The organism is Marinobacterium stanieri (assembly GCF_900155945.1).
GTDB lineage: Bacteria > Pseudomonadota > Gammaproteobacteria > Pseudomonadales > Balneatricaceae > Marinobacterium > Marinobacterium stanieri.
In genome coordinates this window covers 198,072-218,346 of the sequence record NZ_FTMN01000009.1, presented here as the reverse complement: position 1 = coordinate 218,346, position 20,275 = coordinate 198,072, and the positions used below count along the sequence as shown (strand labels likewise).

The 20,275-nt window shown below is 56.9% G+C and carries 18 protein-coding genes and 1 rRNA gene; 13 read left to right on the top strand and 6 right to left on the bottom strand.

All coding sequences use genetic code 11. The annotated features are described in order from the left end of the window. Positions 1-94, top strand: a 5S ribosomal RNA gene (gene rrf, locus BW956_RS18370); the annotation flags it as partial. Positions 95-721: 627 nt separating this feature from the next. Here the strand turns inward: rrf and pyrE are convergent. Further along, positions 722-1,369, bottom strand: coding sequence for an orotate phosphoribosyltransferase (pyrE, locus tag BW956_RS18365; protein WP_010321508.1), 648 nt, complete (start codon positions 1,367-1,369; stop codon positions 722-724). A 172-nt stretch (positions 1,370-1,541) separates the two neighbouring features. On the opposite strand from pyrE, the gene BW956_RS18360 reads away from it, so the two are divergent. Continuing rightward, positions 1,542-2,315 (top strand): exodeoxyribonuclease III, encoded by a 774-nt coding sequence (locus BW956_RS18360; protein ID WP_010321509.1) that lies wholly within the window; start codon positions 1,542-1,544, stop codon positions 2,313-2,315. A gap of 47 nt (positions 2,316-2,362) precedes the next feature. On the opposite strand, the gene rph is transcribed toward BW956_RS18360, so the two are convergent. Continuing rightward, on the bottom strand, positions 2,363-3,133 hold the full coding sequence (rph, locus tag BW956_RS18355) for a ribonuclease PH (RefSeq protein ID WP_272941688.1): 771 nt from the start codon (positions 3,131-3,133) through the stop codon (positions 2,363-2,365). A gap of 105 nt (positions 3,134-3,238) precedes the next feature. On the opposite strand from rph, the gene BW956_RS18350 reads away from it, so the two are divergent. Further along, a complete protein-coding gene (locus BW956_RS18350) occupies positions 3,239-4,102 on the top strand; it encodes a YicC/YloC family endoribonuclease (protein ID WP_076465061.1) in 864 nt (287 codons plus the stop codon). A 71-nt stretch (positions 4,103-4,173) separates the two neighbouring features. Here BW956_RS18350 and BW956_RS18345 read toward each other — a convergent pair whose 3' ends face one another. After that, positions 4,174-6,147, bottom strand: a complete 1,974-nt coding sequence (locus tag BW956_RS18345) for a TonB-dependent siderophore receptor (RefSeq protein ID WP_076465059.1) — start codon at positions 6,145-6,147, stop codon at positions 4,174-4,176. A gap of 589 nt (positions 6,148-6,736) precedes the next feature. Here BW956_RS18345 and BW956_RS18340 point away from each other — a divergent pair. From BW956_RS18340 to spoT, 7 genes are all read left to right on the top strand, one after another. After that, positions 6,737-7,756 carry a TRAP transporter substrate-binding protein gene (locus BW956_RS18340; RefSeq protein WP_139327228.1) on the top strand — a complete coding sequence of 340 codons (1,020 nt, stop codon included), beginning with the start codon at positions 6,737-6,739 and terminating at the stop codon, positions 7,754-7,756. A gap of 57 nt (positions 7,757-7,813) precedes the next feature. Then, on the top strand, positions 7,814-8,389 hold the full coding sequence (locus tag BW956_RS18335) for a TRAP transporter small permease (protein WP_010321514.1): 576 nt from the start codon (positions 7,814-7,816) through the stop codon (positions 8,387-8,389). Positions 8,390-8,419: 30 nt separating this feature from the next. Beyond that, the gene (locus BW956_RS18330) at positions 8,420-9,700 is read left to right on the top strand and encodes a TRAP transporter large permease (RefSeq protein WP_076465057.1); all 1,281 of its coding nucleotides are present in this window, start codon (positions 8,420-8,422) and stop codon (positions 9,698-9,700) included. Between the two features lie 35 nt (positions 9,701-9,735). Next, the gene (locus BW956_RS18325; RefSeq protein ID WP_076465055.1) at positions 9,736-10,176 is read left to right on the top strand and encodes a universal stress protein; all 441 of its coding nucleotides are present in this window, start codon (positions 9,736-9,738) and stop codon (positions 10,174-10,176) included. A 58-nt stretch (positions 10,177-10,234) separates the two neighbouring features. After that, the gene (gene gmk, locus BW956_RS18320) at positions 10,235-10,861 is read left to right on the top strand and encodes a guanylate kinase (protein ID WP_076465052.1); all 627 of its coding nucleotides are present in this window, start codon (positions 10,235-10,237) and stop codon (positions 10,859-10,861) included. 54 nt (positions 10,862-10,915) lie between these two features. Further along, complete coding sequence (gene rpoZ / locus BW956_RS18315) at positions 10,916-11,131, top strand: DNA-directed RNA polymerase subunit omega (protein ID WP_010321518.1); 216 nt, start codon at positions 10,916-10,918, stop codon at positions 11,129-11,131. 82 nt (positions 11,132-11,213) lie between these two features. Further along, positions 11,214-13,340, top strand: a complete 2,127-nt coding sequence (spoT, locus tag BW956_RS18310; protein WP_076465049.1) for a bifunctional GTP diphosphokinase/guanosine-3',5'-bis pyrophosphate 3'-pyrophosphohydrolase — start codon at positions 11,214-11,216, stop codon at positions 13,338-13,340. A gap of 39 nt (positions 13,341-13,379) precedes the next feature. Here the strand turns inward: spoT and ggt are convergent, their stop codons facing one another. Together ggt and BW956_RS18300 are read right to left on the bottom strand one after the other, a co-directional pair. Then, positions 13,380-15,122, bottom strand: a complete 1,743-nt coding sequence (gene ggt, locus BW956_RS18305) for a gamma-glutamyltransferase (protein WP_076465046.1) — start codon at positions 15,120-15,122, stop codon at positions 13,380-13,382. Then, positions 15,122-15,607, bottom strand: coding sequence for an asparaginase domain-containing protein (locus BW956_RS18300; RefSeq protein WP_076465043.1), 486 nt, complete (start codon positions 15,605-15,607; stop codon positions 15,122-15,124). Before BW956_RS18300 ends, ggt begins: the two co-directional genes overlap by 1 nt. A 98-nt stretch (positions 15,608-15,705) precedes the next feature. On the opposite strand from BW956_RS18300, the gene BW956_RS18295 reads away from it, so the two are divergent. Then, the gene (locus tag BW956_RS18295; RefSeq protein ID WP_076465091.1) at positions 15,706-17,016 is read left to right on the top strand and encodes an aminoacyl-tRNA deacylase and HDOD domain-containing protein; all 1,311 of its coding nucleotides are present in this window, start codon (positions 15,706-15,708) and stop codon (positions 17,014-17,016) included. Here BW956_RS18295 and BW956_RS18290 read toward each other — a convergent pair whose 3' ends face one another. Continuing rightward, positions 17,017-18,975, bottom strand: coding sequence for an ATP-binding cassette domain-containing protein (locus BW956_RS18290; protein ID WP_244894390.1), 1,959 nt, complete (start codon positions 18,973-18,975; stop codon positions 17,017-17,019). Here BW956_RS18290 and BW956_RS18285 point away from each other — a divergent pair. Together BW956_RS18285 and BW956_RS18280 are read left to right on the top strand one after the other, a co-directional pair. Continuing rightward, complete coding sequence (locus tag BW956_RS18285; protein ID WP_076465041.1) at positions 18,974-19,468, top strand: TIGR02444 family protein; 495 nt, start codon at positions 18,974-18,976, stop codon at positions 19,466-19,468. The two genes, BW956_RS18290 and BW956_RS18285, sit on opposite strands and share 2 nt — an antisense overlap. A gap of 70 nt (positions 19,469-19,538) precedes the next feature. Beyond that, on the top strand, positions 19,539-20,249 hold the full coding sequence (locus BW956_RS18280) for a BamJ family beta-barrel-assembly machinery protein (RefSeq protein ID WP_010321525.1): 711 nt from the start codon (positions 19,539-19,541) through the stop codon (positions 20,247-20,249). Positions 20,250-20,275 lie beyond the last annotated feature (26 nt).

The following is a 20,275-nucleotide window of genomic DNA, read 5'->3' as shown; positions in this document are numbered from 1 at the left end:
AACCACCTGATCCCATACCGAACTCAGCAGTGAAACGCGTCATCGCCGATGGTAGTGTGGGGCTTCCCCATGTGAGAGTAGGTCATCGCCAAGCATTTAATTAAGTGAAAACCCCGGTCTCCATGAGATCGGGGTTTTTGCGTTATGGGCCGCGCAAGAACCGCATCAAGATTTACGCAGAACTTCCAGCTACCGCTCCTACCTCATCAAATATCAGACTCGCTTACCCAGGTGCGACATTCTGCGCCAGGCATGCTGTCGCGTAGGACGTGATCATATAGCGACAACATATTCATGCTGGCCACGAGGAGCCTCCCTGTGATGTTTTCGGACTTCTATATAGGGGTATTTAGCCGTGAACTGATGCGCAATGCACAGGTGCGTTGTGGATGCTCTGGCTAGTCTTGGTTGTGGAGATTGTGCATAACTAGCTGTTTGAAGTTATACACATGGGTAACTCATGTGGCGGAGTAGAATGTGGAACAAAGAAGAGTCATGTGATGAAAAGACAGGTGTGGATAAAAACGGATAAAAAAAGGGCCCCGATGCGATCCTTGTCTGGGGCCCTGTCACCAACATCCGTGTCAGCCGCTACACATACCTGTGCAGTCTGTGAGGTCTGCTACTGATCCTGTGTAGCCAAGTCACATCCTCTGTGAACCTCGAGAGCATAATAGCCATCCATTTAATAAGGATATATAGGAAAAAATCCTAATTTACCTCAGGCCGTGATACCGTACTGATCACGGTAGGCGCGAATTGCGTCCAGTTCTGCGGTCATGTTCCCTTGCTGTTCGAGGTACTCTGCCAGGTCATTCAGCGTGATAATGCTGATAACCGGCATGTTGTAATCACGCTCGACTTCCTGGATGGCTGAAAGTTCGCCTTTGCCTTTTTCCTGGCGGTCCAGTGCAATCAGGGTCGCAGCAGGGCTGGCTCCGGCCTGTTCGATGATCGCCATGACTTCGCGAATGGCGGTACCGGCTGTAATGACGTCATCAATGATCAGCACGCGGCCTTCAAGTGCAGCACCTACAAGGTTACCGCCTTCGCCATGATCTTTGGCTTCCTTACGGTTGAACACATAGGGAACGTCCTGGTCATATTCATTGGCCAGAGCAACACTGGTGGCTGCTGCAAGGGGAATGCCCTTGTAAGCCGGACCCAGCATGACATCGTAGTCGATACCGGCGTTGTTCAGGGCTGCTGCATAAAAGCGGCCCAGTTTGGCCAATGCCTGGCCGGAGTTGAACAGGCCGGCATTGAAAAAATAGGGGCTCTTGCGTCCGGACTTCAGAGTGAATTCGCCAAAACGGAGAACCTTTTTCTCCAGGGCAAATTCGATAAATTCACGTTGATAATCCAGCATCTTGGCCTCCGCAGCAGTAATGAAATCCGCGTAATGATACCTGCTGTGGGCCTTAAGGTGCACCTGATAGATCAGTAGAAAAATTTTAAATTCGGCACGGCTCTGGGTACAATTCGCGTTTACCTTTTCTTCCCAGGTTCGTTTCAATCACGCTCAACGGGGCTAAGACGCTATGCGTGTGATCACCTTCAATACTCAGGGTATTGAACAGGCTGCAGACAAGGGCTTTTTCGACTGGATGGTTCGCCAGGATGCCGATGTTGTCTGTCTGCAGAATCTAAAGGCCAAGGAATATCAGCTGGATGGCGATCGTTATCATCCAGAGGGTTACCATGCCTATTTCTTTGACGCCTTTGAAGACGGCTTTAGTGGGGTTGCCATCTATACCCGCCATCTGCCTAAGGCCATCATGACGGGTCTGGGCTTTGAGCAGTGTGACTTTAACGGCCGCTTTATCCAGGCTGACTTCGACAAGGTCAGTGTCAGCTCAATGACCATTCCGTCCGGTCTGCGCAGTCCTGAAGCTCAGGCGGGAAAGATGGAATATCTTGATCTGTTCATGGGGCATCTGAAAAAGACGCTGCGTAAGCGCCGAGAGTTTATTTTTGCCGGTACCTTCAATATCGCGCACCGCCCGATCGACCTTAGCAACTGGTATGTAAACCAGCGTGTATCAGGCTTTCTGGAAGAAGAGCGTGCATGGATTGAAGAAGTGCTGGGCGAGATGGATTACGTGGATGCCTTCCGCCAGGTGAACAAGGCCGAGCGCCAGTATACCTGGTGGCCGGACTATAACCGTGCCTGGACGTTGAATGAAGGTGCGCGCCTGGATTATCAGGTGACGACGGCCAATCTGCGTAAGAATGTGAAAAGTGCTCGTATCTACCGCGAAGAGCGTTTCTCTGAGCATGCTCCTCTGACGATCGATTACGACATCGATATCTGAGGTATCAGGGCTGCCGGCACCCGCCAGCAGCCCTGTACGTCCTTTTATCAGCTTTCCAGTGCCTGCTTCTGCAGCGCGACCAGTTCGTCGATACCCTTACGTGCAAGTGCCAGCATGGCGTTGAGCTCGTCCTGCGTATAGGGAGCACCTTCGGCAGTCCCCTGAACTTCGATGAAGCCACCCTGATCATTCATGATTACATTCATGTCCGTTTCTGCGGCAGAATCTTCCGGGTAGTCCAGATCCAGCACCGCTTCACCCTTGTAGATGCCTACGGAAACAGCGGCGATCATATGCTTGATCGGGTTGCCTTTCATGGCACCGTTCTTGTCTTTTTTCAGGACGGCAATGGCATCCATGAGGGCAACACAGGCGCCAGTGATGGACGCGGTGCGGGTACCGCCATCGGCCTGAATTACGTCACAGTCAATGGTGATGGTGTTTTCACCCAGCTTGTTCAGGTCCAGCGCTGCACGCAGGGAGCGACCTATCAGACGCTGAATTTCAATGGTACGGCCGGTCTGCTTGCCACGCGCCGCTTCACGGTCTGAACGGGTATTGGTGGAACGGGGCAGCATGCCGTACTCGGCAGTCACCCAGCCGGAACCGGAGCCGCGCAGGAAGCGGGGCACGCCACGATCAACGCTGGCAGTACAAATGACCTTGGTATCACCGAACTCGACCAGCACCGAGCCTTCGGCGTGACGGGTGAAGTTGCGGGTGATCTTGATCTCGCGCAGCTGATCGGGCTGCCGGCCGCTCGGGCGCATTTTGTTCAGTCCCAGGTTTTGCAGCTGTTCGGAAAAGCTCGAGCTCATGATTGTCTACCCTTTACCCTTGTGTTCTTCGGTCGGTTCACGCACGGTTGTAAACTGACTGTTAAAATATTCGCAAAGCGCAATTCTAATAGAGATCGACCGAATATGACACGAAGCATGACCGCCTTTAGCCGGCAGGAACGGCAGGAAGCCTGGGGTACACTGACCTGGGAGCTGCGTTCGGTAAACCATCGCTACCTTGAGCCGCACTTCCGCCTGCCGGAGTCCCTGCGTGACATAGAGGGCTCACTGCGTGAGCGTCTGCGCAAGGCCGTTAGTCGCGGCAAGGTCGAAGCGACGCTCAGATTCGTGCCTGAGCAGTCGAAAGAGCACCTGCAGATCGATCAGGACCGCTTGCAGGAAGTGGTTAATGCAACCAGCCAGCTGGAACAGACCGGCCTTGCCATGCAGAAAGTAAACCCGCTGGAGCTGTTGGCCTGGCCGGGTGTCATGGTGCAATCGTCGCTGGATATGGCAGTGATCAAGCAGGCGGCGATAGGCCTGTTTGCAGACGCGCTGGATGACCTGTTGCAGGGCCGTGAACGTGAAGGGGCCGAGTTGCAACAGCTGATCACACAGCGGCTGGATGCTATTGGCAATACGGTTACCGAAGTTCGCTCCCTGTTGCCGGGTATTCTGCAGGCGCAGCGGGATAATCTGAATTTGAAGCTGGCCGAGATACAAATTGAGCTCGACCCGAGCCGTCTTGAGCAGGAAGTGGTGCTCCTGGCACAGAAAGCGGATGTGGACGAAGAGCTGGACAGGCTTGAGACACATGTACAGGAGGTCCGTCGCGTACTGACACAAAAGGGTCCGGTAGGACGTCGCCTCGACTTCCTGATGCAGGAACTGAACCGTGAAGCCAATACGCTCTCGTCCAAATCGATTGTCGCCAACACCACGCGCAGTGCAGTAGAGCTGAAGGTGCTGATCGAACAGATGCGCGAGCAGATCCAGAATATCGAATGATCGAAAACGCGCTACCCGAAACAGCAACGCCCGGCACTGCCGGGCGTTTTGGTATATGAACCTGCTCAGGTTCAGAAGCGGTATTTCAGGCTAGCAGTTACGCTGCGGGATTCACCGTAGTAGCACCAGTAATCGCAGCTGGCGACATACTCTTCATCGGTCAGGTTGCTGATGTTGAGTTGGGCTGTCCACTGGCTGCCGAAATCATAGCTGGCCATCAGGTCGGCCAGGGTGTAATCCGGCACACGCAGGTCACCATCGACAGACTCGCCCACATGTCGCAGGCCTGCACCCAGTTTCAGGCCGGCCAGGTGGGTACCCTGAAAGTCATAGTCCAGCCACAGGGATGCCATATGACGCGGGATGAGGGCTGCCCGGTTATCGTCCTTGTCGCGGGCGTCCGTATAGGTATAAGCGGCTGTTACCTGCAAGGCATTGCTCAGGTAGCCGCTGGCTTCCAGTTCCAGGCCCTTTGACGTGCGTTTGCCATCCTGGCGCGCAACCGGCCCCGGAATGATGCTGTTGTTTTCCTCAATATCAAAATAGGCGGCGGAAACGTAGCCATCCCAACCCGCAGGCGCGTATTTGATGCCTGCTTCCCACTGCTGCCCTTCCAAAGGTTCATACAGGCTGCCTTCGGAGTCCGTTTGCAACTGGGGTTCAAAGGACTCGGTATAGCTCAGGTAAGGGTTCAGGCCGCTGTCAGAGAGATACATGGCACCTGCCGACCAGGTCAGGGCGGTGTCATCGGAGACCTGTTTGATCCCATTGGTCTGATCGATGTTGTCGGTCTGGGCATCATCATAGCGAACCGAGCCCAGCAGCACCCAGCGGTCATCGATACGAACCTGATCCTGGAGGTACAGTCCCAGCTGCTGTTTCTCGATATCACGCTGGATGAACTGGTCGGCGCTGACCGGTGTGTAGTGTCCGTATTCCGGATTGAACAGGTCCATCGCTTCGCCGAACGGGAAGGGGTCCGCTTCGCGACCATCGACCTGTTGGTCCTGGTAGTCGAGACCGATCAGCAGCGTATGCTCGGTACGGCCTGAGCGCCAGTTACCCACCAGGCGATTATCGAGGGCATAGCTTTCAACCTTGCCGTCACGTTGCAGGTGTCCGCGCATGCCTTGCTGCTCATCCAGTGCATAAAAGATATAGGTACTGCGCAGGTCGAGATCCAGGCGGTTGTAGCGGAAGTCCTGCTCGAACGCCCAGGTACTGTTGAACGCATGGCGCAGCTCGTAACCGATGGATGATTGCGAATGCTCGTCCTTGTCGTAACCCGGCTCGCTGTAGTTGGTTTGCGGGTCGACTTTACCGTTGGAAGTATCCAGAGTGCCGTAGGGCAGTTTGAACGCATTTGTGGGAACGCCGTCGTCCTTCTGGAAACTGGCGAGGAAGGTTAGTTGCGTTGCATCGGATACATCCCATTCAAGGCTCGGAGCAATGTAGTAACGATCGTTATAGGTATGATCCAGATCGCCATCTCGCTCCTTGTACAGTCCTACCATGCGGTAACGCAGGCTCCCGGTTTCATTGGCAGGTCCTGAACTGTCAAAACCGATTTGGCGATGGCTACGGTTCCCGGTCTGAATCTCGATTTCGTTCTGGGGCAGGGATGTCGGGCGCTTGCTGACAGCGTTGATGACGCCGCCCGGAGGTGCTTCACCGTACAGAATAGACGCCGGGCCCTTGAACACTTCAACACGCTCCAGCCCATAGGGTTCGGGCAGCCACTGGTAAAAACCGGTGCGATAGATACGCAGGCCATCCTGATAGGTGGACTGGTCAAAACCACGCACCTTGAACCAGTCGGTGTTGTTATCAGAACCATAGAGCCCTGCCAGAACACCGGCACGGTAGCGGAAGGTTTCGTCCAGCTGCTGCACGTTACGCTTTTCCAGCTCTGTTCGGCCAACGCTGGAGACGGAGCGAGGCGTTTCGAGTAGCGGCGTTTCCACTTTCAGGGCTGTAGCGCTGATCACCAGCGTATCGGATTCAATTTGAGCCTCCTCTGCCTGAGCGTAAGTGGCAAAGAGCATCAGGCTCAAGGCGGAGTGAACTGCAAGCGTCAGAGGCTTGAGTCTTGGCGTGTGTAGGGAAGCAGGTTGCATGGATCAGCCTTAGATAGTTTTGAGTCCAAATTGTGAATCTATAATCAAATGATAATTATTAGCTATAACTATCTCAATAATAATTCTGCTTTTTCTGTTTTGCCTTGGTAATAGAGCCAGGTTTATGGAGCGAGCGCACGGGGTTTTGGCTGCCGGGGGAAAGGTACTAAATGTTGGGTTTACTGAGTGTAATGGCAGCCTGAAAATCCTGGTCTACACTGCATTCAATGTCTTGAAAGCAGCAGGCCTGAGTGGCCTTGGACGGATTTAATTCTTTTCATAGCGATGCATTATATTGCAGCGCCCTATAACAGTGCATAAATGGCATTTTTCGCGTTGATTCCCGTAATTCCTCTCCTTTTCCGTGAAATTGCTGCTTTTTTATACACTTTCCGGTCTTTTTTTTGTAAACCTATTGTTAGGTATGCTAAATATTTATCCTGTATAGAGCGAAACAGCATTTGCCGTGCTTTCTTAAACGGAAGTAGTGCAATCAATTGACGATTGGAGATCTGATATGACCAAGCTGAAAAAACTGGTGGGCGCCTGCACGGTTGCAATGGCCACACTGGGTGCAACCCTCACTGCGGAAGCGGCCACCTGGCGTTACGCATTTGAGGAAGCCATCACGGACGTGCAGGGTGTGTACGCGTCCAAATTCAAGGAGTATATCGAAGCCAACTCCGATCACAGCATTCAGCTGTTTCCCTACGGTACCCTCGGTGAGTCTGCCGATATCATGGAACAGACACAGGCCGGCCTGCTGCAGTTTGTTGACCAGTCGCCCGGTTTCACCGGTTCTCTGATTCCGGAAGCACAGATCTTCTTCATTCCGTATCTGTTGCCGGAAACACACGAAGCGCTGGATCACTTCTTCCGTAACAGCAAAGCGATCAACGAAACCTTCAAGGCAACTTACGCTGAGCATGGCCTGGAACTGTTGAAGATGTTCCCGGAAGGTGAGGTTGTTATCACCACTCAGGAAGAATTCAAAAAACCGGCAGATCTGGATGGCGTGAAAGTGCGCGTCATGACCAACCCGCTGCTGGTTGAGTCCTACAAGGCATTTGGCGCTACACCGACACCGCTGCCCTGGGGTGAAGTATACGGCGGTCTGCAGACCAACATCATTCAGGGCCAGGAAAACCCGCTGTTCTGGGTAGAGTCGGCCAAGATGTATGAAGTAACCGACGTGCTGACCTTTACCGGCCACAACAACTTCACCACTGCGGTGATGGCGAACAAGAACTTCTATGATGGCCTGCCGGCTGAAGACCAGAAGCTGGTTCAGGACGCCATGGATGCCGCGTTCGACCACATCATGGAATACCAGCAGGGCCTGAGCGAGCGCTCGCTGGAGAAGATCATGGAGCAGAAGCCTGAGATGAAGGTGGTACGCCTGAGCGAAGAAGAACGGGCTCCTTTCCGTGCAGCAGCGGAAGAGGTGGAAGCCAAGTTCATCGAAATGACTGGCGACAGCGGCAAGGCGCTGCTGGAGCAGTTCAAGAAGGATCTTGAGGCCGCCAAGGCTCAGTAATGCTGCTCATCCGGGTGTCGGCCTTCGCGTCGACACCCGTTGCTCAAGGTGACATCCATGTCCGATAACCCTTCCATACGGCATGAGTCGTCATTGCCCGGCCCCCTGGGTTGGATTGATGCCTGGCTCGGACGTGCCGAAGCGCTGATGCTCGGGGCCGGTGTCCTGCTCATGGCGCTTAATACCGTGGCCAATGTGCTTGGCCGTTTTGTCTTCCAGAACAGCCTCTTTTTTACTGAAGAGGTCAACCGAATCCTGATTGTCATGATTACTTTTGCCGGTATCGGTTATGCGGCGCGTCATGGCCGGCATATTCGCATGTCGGCGGTCTTTGATGCCCTGCCTGTCGGTGCCCGTAAATGGATGATGGTATTTATCTCCTTCGTCACCGCCATGGTGATGTTTGCGCTGACAGTGTTTTCCGTCCGCTACATCGGCAGTGTTGCTGATTCCGGGCGCATCCTGCCTGCGCTGCAGATACCCGTCTGGTGGATCTTCCTCTGGGTACCGCTGGGGTTGGCGGTGACCGGAATACAGTATCTGTTTACTGCCCTGAAGAACCTGGTGGCCAAGGATGTGTACCTGTCCACTCAAGTACTGGACGGGTATGACGATGATGAAACCGAGGTCTGAGCCCGGCCTCGGCTGTACAGGAGTACTCACATGACTGCCATTATGGTCAGCACAATGATTGTGCTGTTGTTACTGGGCTTTCCCATGATGATTCCGCTGATCGTGGCGGCGTTCATCGGTTTCTATTCCATGTTCGGCGGCTTTGATCAGATGAACTTCATGATCCAGCAGTTCATGGCCGGGATTCGCCCTGCATCGCTGATCGCGGTGCCAATGTTTATTCTTGCTGCCGATATCATGACTCGAGGACACTCGGCAGACCGGCTTATTGATATGGTGATGAAGTTCATCGGCCATGTAAAAGGCGGCCTGGCGATCAGTACCGCGACCGCCTGTACCCTGTTTGGTGCCGTGTCCGGCTCGACACAGGCCACTGTAGTGGCTGTGGGTTCGCCCTTGAGACCGAAGATGCTCAAGGCCGGTTACAAGGATAACTTCGTCCTGGCGTTGATTATCAACTCCAGTGATATCGCTTTCCTGATCCCTCCCAGCATCGGCATGATCATTTATGGGGTGGTTTCCAATACCTCCATCTCTGAGCTGTTTATTGCGGGCATAGGGCCGGGTCTTCTGATTCTTGGCATGTTTGCGCTCTACAGCTACATCTATGCCCATATTCACAAGGTACCCACGGAAGAGAAAGCGACCTGGCCGGAGCGCTGGCAGGCCGTGCGCAATGCCATCTGGCCTTTGGGTTTTCCGGTCATTATTGTTGGCGGTATCTATGGCGGCATTTTCAGCCCCACTGAAGCAGCGGCTGTCTGTGTGCTTTATGCCGTGGTGCTGGAATTCATCGTATTCCGGGCGTTGAAACCGATCGAGCTGTACAAGATTGCCAAGTCTACGGGGCTGATTACCGCCGTGGTCTTCATTCTGGTGGCCGCCGGGGCTGCCTTCTCCTGGATTATTTCCTTTGCCCAGATTCCCCAGAGCATACTGGCGTCGGTGGGCCTGGCTGAGGCGAGTCCAACCGGTGTGCTGATCGCTATTTCGATCGCATTCTTTGTTGGCTGCATGTTTGTGGATCCGATTGTGGTGATACTGGTGCTGGTGCCGATTTTTGCGCCGGTGGTGGAATCGGCAGGGCTGGATCCAGTGCTGGTCGGTGTGCTGATTACCCTGCAGGTTGCAATCGGGTCTGCCACACCGCCCTTTGGCTGTGACATCTTTACAGCCATCGCAATCTTCAAGCGGCCCTACATGGAGGTGATTCGCGGAACACCGCCGTTTGTATTCATGCTGGTGCTGGCGGCAGTACTGTTGATTATGTTTCCGCAGATTGCACTCTTCCTGCGTGACCTGGCCTTTTAAGGCCGGGTTACCTGGGGACCGAACGAGGAGGGATTATGTTCAAGCGAATACTGGTGCCGGTTGATGGCTCCGTCAAGGCACTGGAAGCACTGGACAAGGCTGTCGAACTGCAAAAGCTTACCCATGCGGAAATTCTGCTGTTATGTGTCTTCAAACACCACAGCCTGTTTGAAGCGTCGCTTTCGATGGTGCGTCCTGGGGATCTGCAGATTCCGGATGATGCCCTGCGCGAGTATGCCCGTGAAGTGGTGGACTTTGCCCGCGAGCATGCGGTGAATGAGGGTGCTGAGAAACTGCGTGGTTTTGTGAAGGGCGGCAGGCCTTCGCGCGTTATCATCCGCTTTGCCCGCGAGAAGGACGCTGATCTGATCGTTATGGGCAGCCGAGGAACCTCTGGAGATGTGGACGGCATGTTGATGGGCAGTGTGTCCCAGCGCGTGGCCGGCCATGCCCACTGCCCGGTACTGGTGGTTTGATCGCCGTTCGGGCGCAAGCTATAGTGCCCGCTTTGGCTGACAGCTTCGGAACAGATTGATGACACAACTTGCCGGTACTCTCTATATTCTTTCTGCCCCCTCAGGCGCGGGCAAGACCAGCCTGGTGAAAGCGTTGCTGCAACAGGACGCAGATGTAGTTGTTTCCGTCTCCCATACCACCCGTGACATGCGTCCGGGAGAGCAGGATGGTGTCGATTACAACTTCGTCACCATGGACGCCTTTAATGCTCTGATCGAACAGGGCCAGTTCCTGGAATATGCAGAAGTGTTCGGCAACAAGTATGGTACTTCCCAGCAGTGGGTACGGGACCAGCTTGAAGCCGGGCGTGACGTGATCCTCGAGATCGATTGGCAGGGTGCCGAGCAGGTGCGTCGCTTGATGCCGGAAGCGGTAACCGTGTTCATTCTCCCGCCAAGCCGTGCGGCCCTGCGTGAGCGCCTCAACGCCCGTGGCCAGGACAGTGAAGAGATTATCGATGGCCGCATGGCTGAAGCGATCAGCGAGATGAGCCACTATCCGGAATATGACTACCTGCTGATCAACGATGATTTTGCGCAGGCACTGGATGAACTGGCCAGCCTGTTCAAAGCCCGCCGCTTGCGTCAGGGTGCACAGCAGCAAAAGCAGGCTGCGCTGCTGACGGATCTCTTGTCTGAGGTCTGAAATCTACGTACACTATTCTGTCATTTTATTGGTTCCAACCCGTTCGAGGTCGTAATGGCACGAGTCACCGTTGAAGATTGTCTGGAAAATGTTGATAACCGCTTTGAACTGGTGATGGTCGCCTCCAAGCGCGCACGCCAGATCGCTGTTGGCGGTCAGGACCCCAAGGTTGAGTGGGAAAATGACAAGCCGACCGTTGTTGCTCTGCGTGAAATCGCCGAGAACCTGCTTGATAAAAAAGACGTGCTGGATGATCAGGAACAGGCCTGATCTTTTCCTGACGACCGTAATGCGGCATCATCAGGGGTGAATGGTCGGCCATTGCCGACCTTTGATCCCAGCGGAGACGTGGATGCCGACGATAGACGCCCTTTCACATCGCCTTGAACATTATCTGGCCAATGACCAGATAGCCACTGTTCGGCGTGCCTACTTTTATGCCGAGCAGGCGCATGATGGCCAGCGACGTAAGAGTGGTGAACCCTACGTAACCCATCCCCTGGCCGTTGCCAATGTGCTGGCCGGCATGCATATGGACCATCAAAGCCTGATGGCGGCCATGCTGCATGATGTCATTGAAGATACCGAAATCGATTATGGCGGCATTGAAGGCCAGTTCGGCACGACCGTGGCCGATATCGTTGATGGCGTCTCCAAGCTGACCCACCTGGAATTCGAGACCAAGGCTGAAGCGCAAGCGGAAAACTTCCAGAAAATGGTGTTGGCCATGGCGGAAGATATTCGCGTCATTCTGGTCAAACTCGCCGACCGTCTGCATAACATGCGCACCCTGGGTGCCATGCGTCCGGACAAACAGCGCCGTATCGCCCGCGAAACCCTGGATATCTACTCACCCATCGCCGCCCGCCTGGGCATGCGCGACCTGCAGGTCGAACTCGAAGATCTGGCGTTCCAATCCTATTACCCCATGCGCGCCAAGCGTATTCGCCGTGCCGTGGTGCACGCACGCGGACAGCGCAAGGACATAATCGAGCAGGTTCGTGATTCCATGCAGGCCCGCCTCAATCAGGAAGGGCTGAGTGGCGAAGTCAGTGGACGTGAAAAACACCTGTACAGCATCTACCGCAAGATGAAAGTACAGCGTAAGGCGTTTGCAGACATCATGGATGTCTTTGCCTTCCGCGTTGTCACCGATAGTGTCGACGACTGCTACCGTATTCTGGGCGCCGTGCATAACCTGTACAAACCGGTGCCGGGCGGGTTCAAGGACTATATTGCCATTCCCAAGGCTAACGGTTACCAGTCGCTGCATACGGTGTTGTTTGGCGCACGTGGCATGACCATTGAAGTACAGATTCGCACCCGCGACATGGACGCTGTGGCCAGCCAAGGGATTGCCGAGCATAGTCACTACAAGGTGAAGGGCAGTACCGAAACGGCCATGGGTTCCTATAACCGTGCGCGCAAATGGGTGCAGGGTCTGCTGGAAATGCAGCAGAACGCCGGTGACTCCATGGAGTTCATCGAAAACGTGAAGAAGGACCTGTTCCCGGACGAGGTTTACATCTTCACGCCCAAGGGGCGTATCCTGGAGCTTCCCCGCGGCGCGACCCCGGTCGATTTCGCCTATGCCGTGCATACGGATATCGGCAACTCCTGTGTCTCCTGCCGCATCAACCGTCGTCTGGCACCCCTGTCGGAGCCGCTGCAGAGCGGCCAGACCGTTGAAGTTATCACCACCCCCCGTGCACAGCCGAACATGGCCTGGCTCAACTTTGTTGTCACAGGCAAGGCGCGCAGCAGCATCCGCCACTTCCTCAAGAGCCAGCAACGCAATGAGTCCATCGAACTGGGCCGGCGTTTGCTGGGGCAGTTCCTGAGCAACTACGGTGCATCCCTGGATGACGTTGATGGGGCTGCATTGAAGCAACTGCTGAAGGAAGCTGACTTCACCAGCCTGGATGACCTGCTGGAAGATATCGGCATGGGCAACCGCATGGCCTATGTGGTGGCACGGCGCTTGCGTCCCGAGTCGGCAGTCCAGGATGGCGAGCCCGAAGTAAACAGCAAGGGTCGCCCCATGGCGATCCGCGGCACCGAAGGCATGGTGATGCAATATGCTCGCTGCTGCCACCCGATTCCAGGGGATGCCATTATTGGTCATATCAGCAGTGGCCGTGGCCTGGTGGTGCACTGCACCGAGTGCCGCAACATCGGCTATCTGCGTGATAACCCCGAGAAAACCATCTACCTGGAATGGTCGGATCCGGAAAACAACGAAGAAGAGTTTGTGGTGGGTTTGCAGCTGGAAGTGGAATCCCAGCGTGGCATCATCGCCAACCTGGCAACGGCCGCTGCCCAGATGGGTGCCAACCTGCTCAAGATTGACAGTGGTGAACGGGATGGCCAGCTATGCAGTGTGCAGATGGAGCTGACCGTATTCAACCGTGTGCATCTGGCACGGGTTATCCGCAAACTGCGCAGCCTGACCTCCGTTAACCATATTCACCGTCAATAGAGGCCAGGCCCGCACGCCTTTGTGCGCAGTGGCGCCGGGTCAACCACCCAGTGCCAGGCCCTCCCGTCGGGGGTCCACACCGGACTCCCAGCGCCCATCAGAATGCCGACGCATCAGATGCAGGCCACTGTTCAAGTCTCTTACCTTGATGCTATGCCCTCGGGTTTCCAGGCCTGTCTTGAGGCTTTCTGCATCCGTACCCAGCTCCAGTTCGGTAACCCCGTTTCGGTTACTGATATGGCCACGCTGTAACAGAGTTTGCAGCGGCTGATCCGAGTGCAGTGCACGCAGCAAGGTCTGAGCCACATAGTTGATGATGCGGCTGCCGCCCGGAGAGCCCAGTGCCAGTACCGGCTGTCCCTTTTGATCGAACACGATGACCGGAGCCATGGAGCTGCGGGGGCGCTTGCCGGGCTGAACCCGGTTAGCGACAGGACGGCCTTCGTCCTCGGCAACAAAGGAGAAGTCGGTGAGCTGGTTGTTGAGCAGGAATCCGCCCGCCATCAGAGTCGAGCCAAAGGCCATCTCGATGCTGGTGGTCATGGATACCATATTGCCGTTGCGGTCGCGTACCACGAAGTGGCTGGTGGAAGGGCGCTCAGGTGCCTGGTCATCGCTGCGGGCCAGTTGCGCCGGATTACCGGGCTGCGCCTGCCCCATATCCTGATTCGGGTTAATCAGTCGGGAGCGCTGCTGCAGATACGCCGGGGACAGCAATCCTTCAACCGGGACCTCGACAAAGTCCGCATCTGCCAGATAGCGGGCGCGATCGGCATAGGCCAGTCGGCTGGCCTGGGTCAGCAGGTGGCTGAACTCAAGGTCCGCGCTGTCGCCGCTGGGACTCAGGTCAAAGGGTTCCAGTAACCCGATGATCTGCAGCAGCGTGACGCCACCGGAGGTGGGTGGCGGAAAACCACACACCTGCCATTGCAGGTAAGGGCGACACACAGGCTGGCGCTCCAGGGCACGGTAATCTGCCAAGTCCTGACGGCTAAGCTGACCGGGATTGTCCTTGGCCTCATCCAGTGCCGCTACAATCTGCTCACCGATAGCGCCTTCATAGAAGGCGTCCGCTCCCTCTTGGGCAAGGGTTTGCAGCGATTGCGCCAGTGCCGGGTTGCGGCGCAGGTAGCCCACCGGCAAAGGCTCACCCTCGGCGGTGAAAAAATACTCGCGAGCGGCCTGGTAGCGCCCCAGTCCCGGGTTGATGCCGCTGGCAATCAGCTGGTGCAGGCGGGGGCTGACCTCAAAGCCGGCTTCGGCCCGGGTAATCGCAGGCTGAAAAGGTGTGGCCCAGGGCAGGCTGCCATGTTGTTGATGCGCCAGCTCCAGCATCCGCAACACACCGGGAGTGCCCACGGAGCGGGCACCCACCAGCGCATCGTGCCAGCGCATGGGTGTGCCGTCTGCCTTCATGAACAGTTCGGGGGTGGCGCTTGCTGGCGCGGTCTCACGGCCATCAAAAGCCTGCAGGCGCTGCTGGTCGGCATCCCAGTACAACATGAAAGCACCGCCGCCGATGCCCGAGGACTGGGGCTCCACTAACGTCAGCATGGCTTGAATGGCGAGGGCTGCATCGACGGCGCTGCCACCCTGCTGCAACATGGCATAACCGGCTTGTGTCGCCAGCGGATGGGCACTGACAACCAGTTGCTCGCGGGCAAAAACAGATGTGGCCTGTTGCATGCCGGTGGCATGTTCGGGGGCCGGCGCTCCCTGTGCCTGACTCAGAGGTGTCAGGCTGATCATCATGGCCAGTGTGGCGCCGCTGAGCCAGCGCATCAGTCACGCTCCTGGAACTGGCCGGCAGCGCGATTTTTCACGGTGTTCTCGGGATGGAAGACGCGGCCGTTCATGTAGATATAGACGCCTTCAGGCATTGCCTGTGACAGGGCTACAGCACCACCCAGGTTGAAATGGGCGTCTGTGTCTCTGAAGCGGGCGGGCTGCATGGCGCCGGTAAGCACGATGGTGCGTCCGCTCAGGCCCTGCAGGCTCATGGCGGTCTGTACCAGGGTGTCGGTACCGTGGGTGATGACGATGTGGCGGCAGTCGTCTGCCTCAATGGCCGCACGCAGTTTTTGCCGATCCTGGTCATCCATTTCCAGGCTGTCCTTGCGCAGCACCGATTCGATGCGGTACTCGTAGCCCACTCCAGCCTGGGCCATCAGGTCGGTGGCGGCGGGGTCGCCAATGCTGTATTCACTGAGGGCATCGAAGTAAACCTTATCGATTGTGCCGCCAGCCGTCAGAATCTTGATCTGCATGATTGTATCCGTTTCCTGTAATGCCTAGGCTAGATTGTTTTAGTATGCTTGATACCGATATACAAGCCTATCCCAGCCCTGCAAGCGGAGAGAAGACCTTGTCCTTAGGAGTTTCAGTCCAGCCTTTAATCGACACCTCAGCTATCCGCCTTGTGCTGTTGCACGACCGGGACGGCAAGCTGCTGGCGTTGTTGCCGGGTGAGCAGATGCTCGACCTGACGCGTCTTGCTCAGCTGACAGGCCGTGATCTACAGCCGGTTAAAGGTGAGGATGCCAAGCGCTTTTTTGCCCAACCCGGCATGCAGACAGCGGCGGGGCTGGAAAAACTGCTGGCGCTTCCGCTGGCCCTCGATTCGGGGTGCCCTGAGGGGGCTGTGTCAGGTTATGAGCCGCATACCGGTTGGAGTTTTCAACTGACGGGGCTGCCGGCACATGAGCAGGTTGTGAAGGGTACCTTTGCACTGCCACCACAGGAGCCGCACAAGGCGGCTGCCGGTGCGGCTGATGAGGTGGTCATCACCCGAGCGGTGGAAAAATTCACCAGCCTGAGGGTAAAGCAGCGGCTGGAAGACACTCTGAGCCTGCCGGGGCTGTCCGAGTCCATGCAGCTGATCGTCAAGCTGCGCTCTGATCCCTCCGCCGGCGTGGATGATCTGGTGCCGGTGATCAAGCGCGACCCAAGCCTGTCCGCTCAGGTGATGGGCTGGGCATCCTCTCCCTACTATGCGGCACCCGGCAAGGTGCGCTCCATTGAAGATGCCATCATCCGTGTGCTGGGCTTTGATCTGGTGGTTAACCTGGCACTGGGTGTCGCCATGGGCCAGGTGCTGAAACTGCCGGACGATACCCCGCGCGGTGCGGTTTCCTACTGGGATCAGGCGATCTATACGGCGACACTGGCTGAAATGCTGGCGCAGCGGTCCACGCTGGAGCCGCGTCCGCGTCCCGGGATTGCCTACCTGGGTGGTCTGCTGCACAACTTCGGTTATCTGGTACTGGGGCATCTGTTCCCGCCGCATTTCTCGCGACTGTCACGCTATATCGAGGCCAATCCGCATCTGGAACAGCGACTGATCGAGCAGGAAGTGCTGCATGTGACGCGTGAACAGGTGGGGGGCTGGTTGCTGGATAGCTGGAAGCTGCCCAGCGAGGTGTGCACCGGTGTGCGCTATCAGCAGGAGCCGGAGCTGGCCAATGAAGAAGAGCGTATCTACGCACAACTGATCTATCAATCCAGTCGCTTGCTGCGCAGCCGCGGCCTGAGCGACGGTCCGCATACGGATTGCCCCGAGGGCTGGCCGGAAGCCCTTGGCCTCACGCCGGAGCAGGTACAGCAGTCACTGGATGAGATCTGTGCCCAGACCGAAAGCCTGGCAGAACTGTCCGGCATGTTTCACCGGGGACGCTGATCAGGCGTCCTCCAGTTCCTGCTCCAGCGCCTCCAGGGCGTCCTGCTGCTCCAGCCAGTCGGCTTCAACAGCTTCCAGTTGACGGCTGATCTCGGCCTGGCGCTGCAGCCAGGTTTTCAGCTCGTCCTTGCGGCTGTCGTCATACAGGCCCGTATCCGCCAGGGCATTCTCCACTTCACTTTGCTCGTTACCGAGCGTTTCCATCTGCTGTTCCAGCTTGCTCACGGCCTGGCGCAGCGGACGCAGCTTGGCGCGCTGCTCTGCCTGCTGGCGCTTCAGCTCCTTGCGCTCAGCGGCGCTGAGCGAGCGTGAGGCATCGGCCTTGGGTGCTTCACGGGCTTCTTCGCGCTCGCGGCTTTGTTCATCACGGCGCTGCTGTGCCAGCCAGCGATGGTAATCCTCCAGGTCGCCCTTGAACTCTTCGATGCGACCATCGGCCACAAGAACAAATTCGTCGACGGTGTTGCGCAGCAGGTGACGGTCATGGGAGACCAGAATCAGAGCGCCTTCAAACGCCTGCAGGGCCAGGGTCAGCGCCAGGCGTACTTCCAGATCTAGGTGGTTGGTCGGTTCGTCCAGCAGTAACAGGTTGGGTTTCTGCCAGGCGATCAGGGCCAGGGCGACACGCGCCTTTTCGCCACCGGAGAAGCGTCCCACCGGGTCCAGTGCATCGTCACCGTTGAAGCCGAAACTGCCCAGGAAATTGCGCAGCTCCTGATCACTGGCGTCGGGGCTGATACGCTGCAAATGGGTAAAGGGGGATGCCTGCATATCCAGCGCTTCCAGCTGGTGCTGGGCAAAGTAGCCGATGCGCAGGTGCTCACCTTCATGACGCTCACCCGCGACCAGAGGCAGATCGCCCACCAGTGTCTTGATCAGGGTGGACTTGCCGGCACCGTTGGCGCCTAGCAGGCCGATGCGGGTGCCGGGCAGCAGTGTCAGCGACTGCTGCTTGAGAATGGTGCGCTCCGGGTAGCCCAGATCTGCCTCATCCAGCGTCAGCAAGGGTGATGACAGCTTGTCACTGGTATCAAATCTGAAGCTGAAGGGGGAGTCCACATGCGCCGGTGCAATCTGCTCCATGCGCTCCAGTTCCTTGACCCGGCTCTGTGCCTGTTTGGCCTTGGATGCCTTGGCCTTGAAACGGCGTACAAACTGCTCGATCTGTTCGATACGGGCCTGCTGTTTCTCGAACGCGGCTTGTTGCTGTGACAGTTTCTCTGCACGCAGTTTCTCGAAGGCCGTGTAATTGCCCTTGTACAGCGTCAGCGTTTGATGCGCCTGGTGAACGATATGGCCGACTACGTTATCGAGGAAGTCGCGGTCATGAGAAATCAACAACAGCGTCCCGGGATACTGGCGCAGCCACTGCTCCAGCCAGATGGTCGCATCCAGGTCCAGGTGGTTGGTGGGCTCATCGAGCAGCAGCAGGTCAGACGGGCACATCAGTGCCTGCGCCAGGTTGAGCCGGATACGCCAGCCACCGGAAAAGCTGCTGACCGGACGGGCAGCATCATCGGTGGCAAAGCCCAGGCCTGCCAGCAGCTGGTGCGCGCGGGACTCAGCGGTGTAGCCATCCAGCGCATCCAGGGTAGCGTGGAGTTCGCCAATACGCTCGGCCTGATGTTCGGCTTCGGCCTGCTCAAGCTGGGCCTGGGCGGCACGCAGCTGGTGGTCGCCATCGATGACGTACTCCAGTGCGCTGCGACTGGTGCTGCCCACTTCCTGCGCCATGTGTGAGATACGCAGGCTGGCCGGCAGTTTGAGCTCGCCAGCATCCGCCTGCAACTCACCGAGCAGCAGCTTGAACAGGGAGGATTTGCCCACGCCATTGGCGCCCACAATACCGACTTTCCAGCCGGCATGAAGGGTCAGGGTGGTATCCGCTAGCAACGCCAGGGCGCCGCGGTGTAGGCTAAGGTCTTGTATCTGAATCATGGCGGGAGATAGTACCAGCATGGCACTGGAAAATCCCCTCTGGCACTATGTGTTGCGGCTCTATGGCGCAGCCGGTGTCGAAAGCAGCTGTCTGGCACTGCAGCAGCAGGGGGCCGCGGTCAATGCTCTGCTGCTGGCCTGCTGGGCGGGGCGGCAGGGTATTCCACTCACTGCCGCACGCTGGCGGCAGCTTCCGGTCAGCTGGCGTTCGGATGTGGTTGAACCGCTGCGTCAGCTGCGTTTCCGGGTACGGGAGCAACGCCAGCAGCAGCCGGAGCTGGATACCTGTTACCAGGCACTGAAACAGGCGGAGCTGGCCTGTGAGCAGGTGGAGCTCATGCAACTGCATGCTGCATTGGTCACTTTGGACTGGCAGCCGGAGGATCGTCGTGCGGTGGAAACACTGATACGTGACAATTTGGCCGCCTATTGCGACCATGCAGGGGTTGCGCAGAATACGGATCTGTTGGAAACATTGGTTCGCGCGACGCTGGAGACTCCTGACGTCGGCTGAACTTTCCCGATTACAGGTGTACTAACGCCTTGAGATGCACGCACACACACGTGAGATAAGGATTAACATGATGAAGAAAAGCATGCTGGCCATCGCACTGGGCGGCGCTCTGATCGCTGCACCGGTCGTCCAGGCCGAAACACTGGAGACCGAGCAGCAGAAATTGAGCTACAGCCTGGGTCTGATTCTGGGGGAACGTCTCCAGGCAGATGTAGATGACCTGGATATCGAGGCCTTTACTCAGGGTGTCGAGGCGATCTACAACGAAGAGACTCCTCTGCTGAACCAGGAGCAGATGGCTGAAGTAATGCAGGCTTTCCAGGCACAGAAGATGGAAGAGCAGCGTCAGGCGACCGCTAAGCTGGCGCAGGACAACCTGGACAAGGGCAAGGCCTACCAGGACGACAACGCCAAGCGTGATGGCGTTCAGGTGACCGATTCCGGTCTGCAGTACGAAGTACTGGAAGCCGGTGAAGGCGCCAGCCCTGAAGCCAGCGATACCGTCAAGGTTCACTACCGTGGCGAGCTGATCGACGGCACCCAGTTCGACAGCTCCTATGCGCGTAACGAACCGGTTTCTTTCCCGCTGGACGGCGTAATTCCTGGCTGGACCGAAGGTCTGCAGCTGATGAAGGAAGGTGGCAAGAGCCGTCTGGTGATTCCGGCTGAGCTGGCATACGGTCCGGGCGGCATGGGTAATGCCATTGGCCCGAACGAGACGCTGGTATTTGAAGTTGAGCTGCTGGAAGTAAACCCCTCTGACGAGGCGGCAGCAGAGTAATACTGCGCAGTGGAGCTGTCGGGTCC

Coding starts and splice junctions, on each gene's coding strand:
- pyrE (WP_010321508.1), bottom strand. CDS start 1,369: ATGCTGGATTATCAACGTGAATTTATCGAATTTGCCCTGGAGAAAAAG.
- BW956_RS18360 (WP_010321509.1), top strand. CDS start 1,542: ATGCGTGTGATCACCTTCAATACTCAGGGTATTGAACAGGCTGCAGAC.
- rph (WP_272941688.1), bottom strand. CDS start 3,133: ATGAGCTCGAGCTTTTCCGAACAGCTGCAAAACCTGGGACTGAACAAA.
- BW956_RS18350 (WP_076465061.1), top strand. CDS start 3,239: ATGACACGAAGCATGACCGCCTTTAGCCGGCAGGAACGGCAGGAAGCC.
- BW956_RS18345 (WP_076465059.1), bottom strand. CDS start 6,147: ATGCTCTTTGCCACTTACGCTCAGGCAGAGGAGGCTCAAATTGAATCC.
- BW956_RS18340 (WP_139327228.1), top strand. CDS start 6,737: ATGACCAAGCTGAAAAAACTGGTGGGCGCCTGCACGGTTGCAATGGCC.
- BW956_RS18335 (WP_010321514.1), top strand. CDS start 7,814: ATGTCCGATAACCCTTCCATACGGCATGAGTCGTCATTGCCCGGCCCC.
- BW956_RS18330 (WP_076465057.1), top strand. CDS start 8,420: ATGACTGCCATTATGGTCAGCACAATGATTGTGCTGTTGTTACTGGGC.
- BW956_RS18325 (WP_076465055.1), top strand. CDS start 9,736: ATGTTCAAGCGAATACTGGTGCCGGTTGATGGCTCCGTCAAGGCACTG.
- gmk (WP_076465052.1), top strand. CDS start 10,235: ATGACACAACTTGCCGGTACTCTCTATATTCTTTCTGCCCCCTCAGGC.
- rpoZ (WP_010321518.1), top strand. CDS start 10,916: ATGGCACGAGTCACCGTTGAAGATTGTCTGGAAAATGTTGATAACCGC.
- spoT (WP_076465049.1), top strand. CDS start 11,214: ATGCCGACGATAGACGCCCTTTCACATCGCCTTGAACATTATCTGGCC.
- ggt (WP_076465046.1), bottom strand. CDS start 15,122: ATGCGCTGGCTCAGCGGCGCCACACTGGCCATGATGATCAGCCTGACA.
- BW956_RS18300 (WP_076465043.1), bottom strand. CDS start 15,607: ATGCAGATCAAGATTCTGACGGCTGGCGGCACAATCGATAAGGTTTAC.
- BW956_RS18285 (WP_076465041.1), top strand. CDS start 18,974: ATGGCACTGGAAAATCCCCTCTGGCACTATGTGTTGCGGCTCTATGGC.
- BW956_RS18290 (WP_244894390.1), bottom strand. CDS start 18,975: ATGCTGGTACTATCTCCCGCCATGATTCAGATACAAGACCTTAGCCTA.
- BW956_RS18280 (WP_010321525.1), top strand. CDS start 19,539: ATGAAGAAAAGCATGCTGGCCATCGCACTGGGCGGCGCTCTGATCGCT.